This is a genomic window from Bartonella sp. W8167 (assembly GCF_016100335.1).
Lineage (GTDB): Bacteria > Pseudomonadota > Alphaproteobacteria > Rhizobiales > Rhizobiaceae > Bartonella > Bartonella apis.
On the sequence record NZ_JACFSQ010000002.1, the window covers coordinates 128,978 to 141,317 of the forward strand.

A 12,340-nucleotide genomic window follows, 5' to 3' on the forward strand; every position below is an offset into this window, starting at 1 on the left:
CTTTATCGTCCTGCTGAAAAAGGTGCAATTTTAAAATCGTAACCAGGGTGACTACACACTATCCATTCGAGAAAATGTGCAGGAATTTTCGCTTATCCTTGATAGGCGAATTCTGTCACTCGCATTGCCAGTCGTTTCGTAGTTTTGCGCTTTTTAAAAATGCTTTACCGGCAAATTTTAGGAAACAGCCTAAAGATTAATCTGTCTCGTGCATTGCGGAAGAGGCTCAATTCAAGAGAGATATGGGGTTAGAATTGTCAAACAAAAAGCCGCTTATAAAAGCGGCTTTTCGATTTTTCAGAATTCTGAATTCCAAAGATTACTCTTTGTCTTTATCAGCATTCTTCTTGCGACGATGTTTCTTTTCGGGCTTATCGGATTTTTCATCCTTTTCGCCTTTATCGTGTTTTTCACTCTTTTCACCATTGTCGTCATGGTGTTTTTCAGTCTTTTCATGCTTTCCATGTTTTTCGGCATGGTCGGCATCTTCAGACTTTGGGGTTTCTTCGCGCGGGATTTCCTGCCCTGTTTCCTGATCGACAACTTTCATCGACAGGCGAACTTTGCCACGATCGTCAAATCCCATGAGTTTGACCCAAACCTTCTGCCCTTCCTTGACAACATCGGTTGTCTTGTTAACGCGTTCGGGAGCCAATTGTGAAATATGAACCAATCCATCACGCGGACCAAAGAAGTTGACGAAAGCACCGAAATCGGCTGTTTTCACAACAGTACCCTGATAGATCTGGCCAACTTCCGGCTCATCGACGATGGAATGGATCCAGCGTTTGGCAGCTTCAATTGTTTTGGCATCGGAAGATGCAATTTTGATTGTGCCGTCATCTTCGATATTGATCTTTGCACCGGTTTGCTCGGTAATCTCGCGGATCACCTTACCGCCGGAACCGATAACATCGCGGATCTTGTCGACCGGAATATTCATCATCTCGATACGCGGAGCATATTCACCCAGTTCGGAACGTGCGCCGGTCAAAGCTTTGGCCATTTCACCAAGAATATGGATACGACCTTCTTTTGCCTGTCCGAGAGCAACTTTCATGATGTCTTCGGTAATGCCGTTGATCTTGATATCCATCTGCAAGGCTGTGACACCATTTTCCGTACCGGCAACCTTGAAATCCATATCACCAAGGTGGTCTTCATCACCAAGAATATCAGAAAGGATCGCATAACGGTCGCCTTCCTTGATGAGCCCCATAGCAATACCGGCGACAGGATGCTGCAGTGGAACACCGGCATCCATCAACGCCAGGGATGTACCGCAAACGGTTGCCATGGACGACGAGCCGTTAGATTCGGTAATTTCCGAAACAGCGCGAATTGTGTAGGGGAAACTTTCCTGCGAGGGAAGCATCGGATGGATTGCACGCCATGCAAGCTTTCCATGACCGATTTCACGACGCCCCGGAGAGCCGATACGGCCGGTTTCACCAACTGAAAATGGCGGGAAGTTATAATGGAGAAGGAAGGTTTCCTTGTACATTCCGGTGAGCGAGTCGATATATTGTTCGTCTTCACCGGTTCCCAATGTTGCAACAACGACTGCCTGTGTTTCACCACGCGTAAACAATGCAGAACCGTGGGTGCGCGGCAAAATGCCGACTTCCGTATAAATCGGACGGACTGTTTTCAAATCACGACCATCAATGCGGCTGCCGTTATCAAGAATATTCCAGCGGACAATTTTTGCCTGCAAATGCTTGAAAACTGTCGCGATTTCTTCCGAATTATATTCCGGTTCTTCTTCGCCTTCCGGCATGAATTTCGCGTCAACCTTGGCTTTAACCGCATCAACAGCAGCATAACGCTCCTGCTTGTCGGTAAGTTGATAGGCCTTACGCAGATCCTTTTCGGCGAATTTGAGCATCTTCTTTTCCAGATCGCTCAGATCTTCCGGAGCAAATTCGCGCGGTTCCTTGGCGGCAACTTCGGCAAGCTTGATAATTGCATCGATAACCGGTTTGAAACCGTTATGACCGAAAATAACGGCACCGAGCATAACATCTTCGCTGAGTTCCTGTGCTTCCGATTCAACCATCAAAACAGCATCGGATGTGCCAGCAACGACGAGATCAAGCTTCGATTCCGGCATTTCGTCGATATTCGGGTTCAGCACATATTTGCCGTTGATATAACCGACGCGTGCGCCACCAATCGGCCCCATGAACGGAACACCCGAAAGGGTCAAGGCAGCCGAAGCTGCGATCATCGACAAAATATCGGGGTTGTTTTCAAGGTCATGTTGCAAAACAGTGATGATGACCTGTGTTTCGTTTTTGTAGCCTTCGGCAAAAAGCGGGCGGATCGGACGGTCGATCAAACGTGAAATCAATGTTTCACCTTCGCTCGGACGACCTTCGCGTTTGAAATAGCCACCTGGTATTTTACCGGCTGCATAAGTCTTTTCCTGATAATTGACTGTGAGCGGGAAAAAATCCTGCCCGGGTTTGGGTTCCTTTTCAGAAACTACCGTGGCGAGAACGATTGTTTCGCCGTAAGTTGCCATAACTGCACCATCAGCCTGACGCGCAATTTTGCCTGTTTCAAGAGTCAGCGGGCGGCCAGCCCAGTCAATCTCTACTTTATGAGTGTTAAAAAACATTTCTTGTCCTTGATTAACCGTAAAAGGTACCTTCACCTTGTTAACGGTTCAGTTCTTTGGTCATGCCATGGGCAAGACAACGAGGCGCATCCGATGTTTTTCCTGATGCGACCGGCAATCCTGCCCCATGACGGTTCCTCTTTTTCGCCAGCTTTTTCAAGTTGTCGAAATTGAAAGGCGGGAAACCACATAATTTCCCGCCTTGATTGTTTAGCGACGCAAGCCGAGCTTGGAAATCAACGACTGGTAACGCTTTTCATCGACACCGTTAAGGTAATCGAGAAGGCGACGGCGTTGGGAAACAAGTTTCAAAAGACCACGGCGGGAATGGTTATCCTTTTTGTGGGATTTGAAATGCTCGGTCAAATTGGCAATACGTTCAGACAAAATAGCAACCTGTACTTCCGGCGAACCTGTATCGCCTTCCTTGGTTGCATATTCTTTGATCAAAGCCTGTTTACGTTCAGCAGTAATCGACATCGGTTCATCCTTTCAAAAAAAGTGGGACATTGAAGACGCCCCGGCCGGGATGTCGTCCAGCTAGGGTCTATGAATCGGCAAATGCAAAAAGCACATGCACGGTGGCTTCATATATAGGAATTATACTTGAATTACTAGTCCTACCTTTTGTTCACTAAAGTTTTCGACTATTTTCGCTTTGCTATTCTCTTTCTCTCGCAAACAATGAGAATTCAGGCAATTAGCAAAAACGTAGACAATGAGCAGAAAAAGCTATTATCTGCCACTCTTCACGAATTCTCTTTGAAATAAAAGCATTTACTTACCGAATTCGGTTTCCAGTTCTTTTTGAATAAAATAATTTCTCTCGCAATATCTCAAAAATATACAAGCATTCTCTTATAGTCGAATAGCGTAATCAGGCATTGTTGATAACAATAAGTGTGCAGATTTTCACAACCCGATTGGAATGACGTTACTTGACACTTGCGGCTTCAACGGCGCTCACTTAGATTGGGTGCAATAAAAGTCCAATTTCCGGGAACCGATGCAGCAAAAAAGCTCGACACTTGCGCCATTCAAAAGCCAGGCTTTCAGAAGTCTGTGGGCGGCAACGCTTGTTTCAAATCTGGGTGGGCTTATCCAGACAGTCGGGGCCGGCTGGATTATGACATTAATCAGCACGTCCCATTCAATGGTGGGGCTTGTTCAGGGCGCCAACACTTTACCGGTTGTGATTTTTTCGCTTCTCGCCGGTGCTCTTGCCGATAATTTCAACCGTCGGCAGATAATGATAACCGCGCAATTGATGATGATGGCTGTTTCAGTTCTCCTTGCCGTTCTCACCTGTTTAGGTCTCTTGACGCCGTGGCTCCTTCTCGCCTTTACATTTCTGATCGGCTGTGGCTCGGCTCTTTATAACCCCCCTTGGCAAGCAACAGTGGGAGATATTGTGCCGCGTGAAGATATTTCTGCGGCGGTCACATTAAATAGTGTCGGCTTCAATTTGATGCGCAGTGTCGGGCCTGCAACCGGCGGTGCAATTGTTGCGGCCTTTAGTGGCGCGGCAGCGTTCGTCGTCAATGCTTTCAGCTATATTCCGCTTCTTGGTGCGCTGTTTTTCTGGAAACCCGATTACGCAAATAACGGTTTGCCGCGCGAAAGACTCGTCGCAGCAATGTCTGACGGCTTACGTTATGTTTTCATGTCACCGCATCTTTTAAACATCATGACGCGGGCCTTCATGTTCGGCCTTGGTGCGATATCGGTTCTTGCACTTCTTCCCATTATTGCCCACGAAAAGCTTAATGGCGGGGCACTCATTTACGGAACATTGCTTGGTTCTTTCGGCGTGGGGGCTATTGCTGCCGGCATTATCAATTCCTGGGTAAGGCGGCACTTTCCCTCGGAAGCAATTGTTGCCGGTTCATTCATCGGCTATGCGCTATCTTGTCTGTTACTCGCTTTGAGTGACTCGTCAATCATTGCCCATATCGTCCTTTTTCCGGCCGGCATGTGTTGGGTTCTGGCACTTTCGCTCTTTAATGTTTCGGTGCAATTATCAACACCGCGCTGGGTTGTCTCACGAGCCTTGGCTCTTTATCAGACATCATCTTTTGGTGGCATGGCCGTCGGAAGCTGGTTATGGGGAAGTCTTGCTGACAATTATTCGCCCGTCATTGCGCTTTATATATGTGCTGCATTCCTTATTGTTGGTGCGTTAATGGGATTTAAATTCACCATCTTTGAAATACCGAGCATCAACCTTGACCCGCTTGATCAATTCCGCGAACCGGAATTGCATCTCGACCTTCAGGCCAGAAGCGGCCCGATCATGATTCTGATCGACTACGAAATCAAGGACGAGAACATTCCGGAATTTCTTGAAACAATGTCGTTGAGACGTCGCATCAGACTGCGTGACGGTGCAAGGCAATGGACGCTATTGCGTGATCTCGAACACCCGAACCGCTGGGTTGAAACCTACCACATGACGACGTGGGTGGATTATTTGAGGCATAATCGCCGCCGCACCAAAGCCGATGCCGACGTAACGGAAAAACTTCGCAAGCTGAGCGAAATTCCGGAAGGCATGCGCGTTCACCGCATGATCGAACGTCACACTGTGCCGGAAGCCAACCAGATACAAGTCAAGCACTCAGCCCATCATCTGCACTGAACCGGTATCTAACGAGAAAATAAATAAGCGTGCTTTTTAAAAACTGGTCGAGCGCCACATAACTTGTTGTCCGCCCCTTCTCCGATTTTGATGATAAACCGGAATCGGTACGTCAAGGAAAACAGCATATTTGCCAATTCCATCCCTGTTTCCAATTCTACCCCTGTCTAAAGCTACATCTACAATATATCTGCAGCAAGCAAACACTGAATTCGGTTTTTTAAATTAATATTTTGAATATGGGGAGGTATGGTCGGCTTAATTGATAATTCTGTTTCTTCTCAATTTACTGTCCCACCCTCTCAACAGATTATTATATCCTTCAAAAGGACCGTTTTTGGTAAGCCGGCATATGTGCAAAATATCGATTGTGAAACACAAATTGTGTGTCGAACTATCTGATGTTTTGACAAAATTATTGGCGGGAGTTGTAACAAGCCGGATAGCCGATGTTTGCCGGAGCCCGCTCCGACAAAATCAACTATTTCCGCCCCAAAAAAATCACCCATTGACTAAAATTCGTTAAATGGGCCGATGGTGAAACACCTATCTTTTTTAGTTTTTTATGAAATCATCCGATTGTGAAAACACGCTTGGGCTTAAACTGGCCTTTTTCGATCATACCGATTGCCAGCAATTTTCCCTTATGCGTTGCACAAACCTCATCTTCATCAACAGGTGCGTCACGACCGCGCAATAAAACGGGGTTTCCCATTCGCACACGATAAGCCTGTTCATCGCTTAAGGGATATTGGGGCAGAAATTCGAGTGCCGCACCAGTTTCGATCAAAAGTTCATCCAGAGCCGAAAAATCGCGTGGCGGATAGATGCCATTCTCGTCGGCCTCACCTCTTTCCGGCGCTGCAGCCTCCAGATCTTCAAGGCTAACAAAATCATCTTCGACGAAAGGCGAAACTTCGATGCGCCGCAAATTGGCAATATAGCCATAGCACCCGAGTTCTCTTCCCATGTCGCGAGCTAGAGCACGCACATAAGTCCCCTTGCCGCATTCCACCTCGAAAATCGCATTACCTTCCGGTGTCATATCAATGAGTTCGAGGCTGTCGATTTCAACTTCACGTGCCGGAATTTCGATTTTTTCACCTTCACGCGCCAGATCATACGCACGATTGCCATCAATCTTGATGGCAGAAAATTGCGGCGGGGTTTGCAGGATTGTGCCAATATAATGAGGCAAAATAGATATTATCTCCTCTTTGACCGGGCGCTTGGCGGAAGTTTTTGTGATTACACCTTCCATGTCATCGGTATTGTGTTCTTCACCCCAGGAAACTGTAAAGCGGTAAACCTTTGTGCCATCAACAACATAGGGAACAGTTTTTGTGGCTTCTCCCAAAGCAATTGGCAACATGCCCGAAGCAAGCGGGTCAAGTGTTCCGGCGTGACCGGCTTTTTCGGCCTGAAACAGCCATTTGATTTTGGAAACGGCCTCGGTCGACCCCATGCCCTCCGGCTTATCGAGAATCACCCAGCCTGAAACCGGACGGCCTTTTTTCTTTCGCTGACGCGCCATAAAATTCTATTCCTTTTCCTCGTCATCGTGATGAAGATCACGGGCCACTTCCGGCGAATGCAACAAGGCATCGATTTTTGCAAAATTGTCAAAACTCGTATCCACCTTGAAACGGAATTCCGGCATATATCTCAATTGCCGCAACTGGGGCCCCAACTCGCCGCGAATAAATCTCGCGTGATGATTAAGCGCTTTTACAACCTCTTCTGCATCAGCATCGGCAAGTGGGGCGACAAAACAGGTTGCAACGCGTAAATCCGGAGACATACTGACTTCGGTTGCACTAAGCACAACACCGTCAAGTACCGGATCCAGAATAACTCCGCGCTGGAAGATGGAAGCAAGAGCATGGCGAACCTGTTCACCGACACGCAATTGCCTTTGGGACGGACCAGCATGTTTCATAGCTACTACCTTTGATTTTTCGGGCGCATATTTTTAAGATCAATCCCCCGAAATCTTGCCGAACGATCAATTCGCATCGAATTAAAGCGGCCAACCACCACTCGAAAACCGGCGCAACTTTCGTTCATCAGACGGGATCTTCCGTTTAGCCATATCTTTCAATAATATGGCCAAACATATGTTGAATTAGAGCGAGCGTTTAACGGTTTCAACGCGGAACGCTTCGATAATATCTCCAACGCGAATATCATCGTAATTCTCGAAGGCCATACCGCATTCCTGACCGGCAGGAACTTCGGCAACCTCGTCTTTGAAGCGTTTCAAGGTCTTGAGCTTGCCTTCATGGACAACAACATGATCACGGATAAGGCGTACACCCTCGCCACGCTCCATCTTGCCTTCCGTAACACGGCAACCTGCGACCTTTCCAACTTTGGAAATGTTGAAGACTTCGATAATCTCTGCATTGCCAAGGAAAGTTTCGCGCCGTTCCGGCGTCAACATGCCCGACATTGCTGCCTTCACATCGTCAACAAGATCATAAATGATATTGTAATAACGAATTTCGATGCCTTGGGCTTCGGCTGCATCACGTGCCTGACTATTGGCACGAACGTTGAAGCCGATAATGGCAGCATTGGATGCTGCAGCCAATGATACATCGCTTTCCGTAATACCACCGGGAGCGGCATGGACAATATGCGCGCGCACTTCGTCATTACCGAGTTTTTCAAGCGCTGAGGTAATGGCTTCGACAGAGCCCTGAACATCCCCTTTAATAACCAGCGGAAATTCTTTCATACCGCTCGTCTGCATCCGGTTCATCATCTGTTCGAGCGAACCGCGCGATCCTGCCTGCCGCGCAACTGCCTTCTCACGGGCAAGACGCTGACGATATTCGGCAATCTCGCGTGCCTGGGCTTCATTGGCGACAACTGCAAAACGGTCACCAGCCTGCGGTGTGCCTTGCATACCGAGAACTTCGACCGGCATTGACGGAGTTGCCGCTTTGATATGGGCGCCACGGTCATTGATAAGGGCACGAACACGTCCCCATTCATTGCCGGCAACGATAATGTCGGAAGGATGCAATGTGCCCTTCTGGATGAGAACCGTTGCAACGGCACCGCGACCGCGATCAAGCTGTGCTTCGATAACAACACCTTCGGCCGTACGATCAGGATCGGCTTTCAAGTCGAGAATTTCCGCCTGTAACAAAATTGCTTCAAGAAGCTTGTCGATATTCTTGCCGGTTTTTGCCGAAACTTCCACTTCCAGTGTGTCACCGCCCATGCTTTCGACGAAAACTTCATGCTGCAACAATTCGGTTCTGACCTTTTGCGGGTCGGCAGCCGGTTTATCAATCTTGTTGATGGCAACAATAATCGGCACACCGGCAGCTTTTGCATGGTGAATGGATTCAATCGTTTGCGGCATGACACTGTCGTCGGCTGCAACAACCAGAACCGCAATATCGGTTACCTGCGCACCACGGGCACGCATCGCCGTAAAGGCCGCATGTCCCGGTGTATCGATAAAGGTGATCTTCTGTCCCTTCTGTTCAACCTGATAGGCGCCGATATGCTGGGTGATACCACCCGCTTCACCAGCCACAACATTGGCATGACGGATGGCATCAAGAAGCGATGTCTTGCCGTGGTCAACGTGCCCCATAATGGTAACGACAGGTGGGCGCGGTTTGAGCTTTGCCGGATCATCGGGAACATTGAAGAGACCTTCTTCAACATCCGATTCAGCAACGCGTTTTACCGTGTGGCCGAATTCTTCAGCAATCAATTGCGCCATATCGGCATCAATCACATCACCGGGCTTCAACATCTGCCCCTGTTTCATCAGATATTTGATGACGTCGACAGAGCGTTCGGTCATACGTTGGGCGAGTTCCTGAATAGTAATGGTTTCAGGAATTGTCACTTCGCGGGAAATCTTTTCGCGCGGTTCCTGCATCTGCGAGCGTTTGAATTTTTCTTGGCGCCGACGCATAGCAGCCATTGAACGGCCACGTGAATTGCCTTCCTCGTCAAGTGCACTGCTCAATGTCAGTTTGCTGCGGCGGCGCTGTTCGCCACCCTTCACTGCTTTTGGAGCACGTACCTCGGATTTATTGCCACCGCCACGACGCGAGCGACGATCATCCTCGTCATCATCAACAATATTACGTTTTGCGACAGGAGCCGCTGCACGTTGTTTAGTAACGGGTGCAATATCAAGTTCAATCGGTCGGTTGGCCGCCTGCTTGTCGGTTTTAGGACGATAGCCATCCTTGACCTTATGGACTTCATGCTTTTTAACTTCCGGCTTGTGAGCTTCAGTTTTTTCAGCGTCATGAGCCGCACGAGCTTTTGCATCCTCTTCCGCCTGCTTGCGTAAAAGTTCTTCGCGCTCTTTAGCGCGTTTTGCTTCTTCCGCCTGACGACGCTTGGCTTCTTCCTGAGCACGTTTATGCTCTTCTTCCTCAAGCTTATGTTGTTCTTCGGCGTGAAGACGAGCTTCTTCCAGTGCACGCATGCGTGCTTCCATTTCAGCCGAGGAAAGATTGCTGTGCGGGTGCTGCAAGGAAACTTTGGGAGCCGTTTCTGTACGTGGCTTTGCTGTCTGAGCGACACGCGGCTTGGTCACAACGTGCTTGACTTCGACCTTTTCATCCGGACGGGTAATCTTGCGCCGTTTCGTTTCGACAACGACCGCCTTTGTACGTCCATGACTGAAATTCTGCTTGACTGTACTGGTTTCAACCCCGGGGCGTTTTAAGGTCAGCGTTTTCTTGGCTGTTTTCTTGTCGTTATTGTTTTCCGTCATTCCGTTTCCTTCACGGCTTCTACCGTCTTCTTTTCCGGCCTAGTGCTTCCCGTCGCGGTAGGCAACAAGTCTTTGCACTGTTTTGATGAATCCTTGTGCAAGCTTCAAATTCAATAATGCAGCATGTACCACAGGATTGTCACCAAAAGCCACACCCATTTCATCACTGTTGAATAAAGTTACAACCGGAATGTCTTGCTTATCCGGTCGTCTAACCGAGTAAATTGCTTGTTCAATCTTGCGTTTACCATCAAAAGCTGCTTCTTTCGAATGTAAAACAAGACATGCTTTACCTGAACGTATTGTCTGTTCAACTTTGGTTGCACCGGTGACAATAGCACCCGCCTTTCGAGCCAGAGCAAGACGACCGAGTGCCGCTTTGACCAAAAGTTTGTCCACAAGTTCGACAAGCCCCTGATCCACAATAATATCAGTCTTCAGGCTATGTGTAAAAGCCTTGCGTTTTATTGCTTCTTCAAGAACAGATTTCGAGGCGGAAATCCAGGCTCCCCGCCCCGGCAAATCGGCTTTGATATCAGGCACAAGATGACCGTCAGGTCCGGCAACAAAGCGGATAAGCTCGTGAGCATCACCACTCTTTCTTGTCAGGATACATGTACGGTCATTCATCAATCAGCCCATCTTTCCTATTCAGCCGGTGTTTCTGTTTCGGCAGTTTTGGTAGCATCTTCAGGCGTTGCCGTTTGTGTGTTTTCCTCCGCCCCATCGTTCTCTTCCGGCTTATGAAGATCTTCTTCTGTCATCCAGCCGGCTTTCAAACGGGCTGCGACAACCATTGCTTCGGCATCGGCACGACTTATATCGAACGGTGTAAGAACACCGGCAAAATTCTGTGTTTCGCCATCTTTACGTTCGCGCCAACCGGCCAGATCATCAACGGCATAACCGGCAAAGTCCTCAATCGTTTTGACGCCATCCTCACCGACAGCAACCATCATCGCCGTTGTCATTCCCGGCAATTCACGCAATTCGTCGGAAACACCAAGTTTCTTACGTTTCTTGTCGAGTTCGGCTTCCTGTTTATCGATATAGTCTTTCGCACGTTGCTGGATTTCAGAAGCGGTTTCTTCGTCAAACCCTTCAATCGAGCTGATTTCATCCGGATCGACATAGGCGATCTCTTCAATAGAAGCGAAGCCTTCGGAAGCAAGGACCTGTGCAACCATCTCGTCAACATCCAGAGCTTCCATGAACAATTTGCTACGTTTTGCAAACTCTTTCTGCCGATTCTCGGATTCTTCCTGTTCTGTAAGGATATCAATATCCCAACCTGTCAATTGCGAAGCAAGACGGACGTTTTGACCACGCCGTCCAATTGCAAGGCTAAGCTGGTCATCAGGCACAACAACTTCGATACGTTCTGCATCTTCATCAAGAACAACTTTAGCCACTTCCGCCGGTTGCAAAGCGTTAACAATAAATGTTGCCGCATCTGGAGACCACGGGATAATATCAATCTTCTCGCCCTGAAGTTCGTTGACGACAGCCTGAACGCGGCTACCACGCATACCAACGCATGCACCAACCGGATCAATCGAGCCATCGCGCGAAACGACAGCAATCTTTGCACGTGAACCGGGATCACGGGCAACCGACTTGATTTCGATAATGCCGTCATAAATTTCCGGAACTTCCATAGTGAAAAGTTTGGCCATAAATTGCGGATGGGTACGCGAAAGGAAAATTTGCGGCCCGCGTTGTTCGCGCCGGACATCATAGACATAAGCACGAATACGATCGCCATAACGGAACGACTCACGCGGAATGAGTTCGTCACGACGAACAATTGCCTCACCGCGTCCCAGATCGACAATGACATTGCCATATTCTACGCGTTTGACAGTGCCGGAAACAATTTCGCCAACCTTATCCTTATATTCCTCGTATTGGTGATCGCGCTCGGCCTCACGCACTTTCTGGACGATGACCTGCTTGGCCGACTGGGCAGCAATGCGCCCGAATTCCATTGGCGGCAGCGGATCAGACAAGAAATCGCCGATTTCAGCATCAGGTTTGCGTTTTCTTGCGTCTTCCAGAGAAATCTGTGTCGCATAATCGTCAACCGTGTCGACAACTTCCAGCAAACGCTGCAACTTGATTTCGCCGGTTTTGGAATTGATATCGGCACGGATATTGGTTTCCTGACCATAGCGTGACCGCGCAGCTTTCTGGATAGCATCAGCCATTGCAGAAATGACAATTTCACGGTCAATCGACTTTTCGCGGGCAACGGCATCTGCGATTTGCAGAAGTTCAAGCCTATTAGCGCTTACAGCCATTGATTCTCTCCTTCTTTGTG

General features: G+C 48.4%; 6 protein-coding genes and 2 pseudogenes. 1 reads left to right on the forward strand and 7 read right to left on the reverse strand.

The genetic code is table 11. The features are described from left to right. Positions 1 to 478: 478 nt before the first annotated feature. Together pnp and rpsO are read right to left on the reverse strand one after the other, a co-directional pair. Positions 479 to 2,623, reverse strand: a pseudogene (gene pnp, locus H3V12_RS07310) (polyribonucleotide nucleotidyltransferase); the annotation flags it as partial. Between the two features lie 210 nt (positions 2,624 to 2,833). Continuing rightward, positions 2,834 to 3,103, reverse strand: coding sequence for a 30S ribosomal protein S15 (gene rpsO, locus H3V12_RS07315; protein WP_075869739.1), 270 nt, complete (start codon positions 3,101 to 3,103; stop codon positions 2,834 to 2,836). A gap of 526 nt (positions 3,104 to 3,629) precedes the next feature. Between rpsO and H3V12_RS07320 the strand changes: the two genes are divergently transcribed. Further along, positions 3,630 to 5,261: an MFS transporter gene (locus H3V12_RS07320; RefSeq protein ID WP_198214120.1), complete on the forward strand. Its 1,632-nt coding sequence runs from the start codon at positions 3,630 to 3,632 to the stop codon at positions 5,259 to 5,261. A gap of 571 nt (positions 5,262 to 5,832) precedes the next feature. Here the strand turns inward: H3V12_RS07320 and truB are convergent. From truB to nusA, 5 genes and pseudogenes are all read right to left on the reverse strand, one after another. After that, positions 5,833 to 6,795, reverse strand: a complete 963-nt coding sequence (gene truB / locus H3V12_RS07325; RefSeq protein ID WP_198214121.1) for a tRNA pseudouridine(55) synthase TruB — start codon at positions 6,793 to 6,795, stop codon at positions 5,833 to 5,835. Positions 6,796 to 6,801: 6 nt separating this feature from the next. Next, positions 6,802 to 7,200: a 30S ribosome-binding factor RbfA gene (gene rbfA, locus H3V12_RS07330; protein WP_075869736.1), complete on the reverse strand. Its 399-nt coding sequence runs from the start codon at positions 7,198 to 7,200 to the stop codon at positions 6,802 to 6,804. A 186-nt stretch (positions 7,201 to 7,386) separates the two neighbouring features. Next, positions 7,387 to 10,020 (reverse strand): translation initiation factor IF-2, encoded by a 2,634-nt coding sequence (infB, locus tag H3V12_RS07335; RefSeq protein WP_198214122.1) that lies wholly within the window; start codon positions 10,018 to 10,020, stop codon positions 7,387 to 7,389. Further along, positions 10,017 to 10,650, reverse strand: a pseudogene (locus H3V12_RS07340) (RNA-binding protein). The gene infB and the pseudogene H3V12_RS07340 overlap by 4 nt, the downstream one beginning before the upstream one ends. Before the next feature lie 17 nt (positions 10,651 to 10,667). After that, positions 10,668 to 12,320 (reverse strand): transcription termination factor NusA, encoded by a 1,653-nt coding sequence (gene nusA, locus H3V12_RS07345; protein WP_246784932.1) that lies wholly within the window; start codon positions 12,318 to 12,320, stop codon positions 10,668 to 10,670. Positions 12,321 to 12,340: the final 20 nt, after the last annotated feature.

What these genes read in the sequence shown, in the direction of transcription:
- nusA (WP_246784932.1), bottom strand. Translation starts at nt 12,320, where the DNA reads ATGGCTGTAAGCGCTAATAGGCTTGAACTTCTGCAAATCGCAGATGCC.
- rbfA (WP_075869736.1), bottom strand. Translation starts at nt 7,200, where the DNA reads ATGAAACATGCTGGTCCGTCCCAAAGGCAATTGCGTGTCGGTGAACAG.
- rpsO (WP_075869739.1), bottom strand. Translation starts at nt 3,103, where the DNA reads ATGTCGATTACTGCTGAACGTAAACAGGCTTTGATCAAAGAATATGCA.
- truB (WP_198214121.1), bottom strand. Translation starts at nt 6,795, where the DNA reads ATGGCGCGTCAGCGAAAGAAAAAAGGCCGTCCGGTTTCAGGCTGGGTG.
- infB (WP_198214122.1), bottom strand. Translation starts at nt 10,020, where the DNA reads ATGACGGAAAACAATAACGACAAGAAAACAGCCAAGAAAACGCTGACC.
- H3V12_RS07320 (WP_198214120.1), top strand. Translation starts at nt 3,630, where the DNA reads ATGCAGCAAAAAAGCTCGACACTTGCGCCATTCAAAAGCCAGGCTTTC.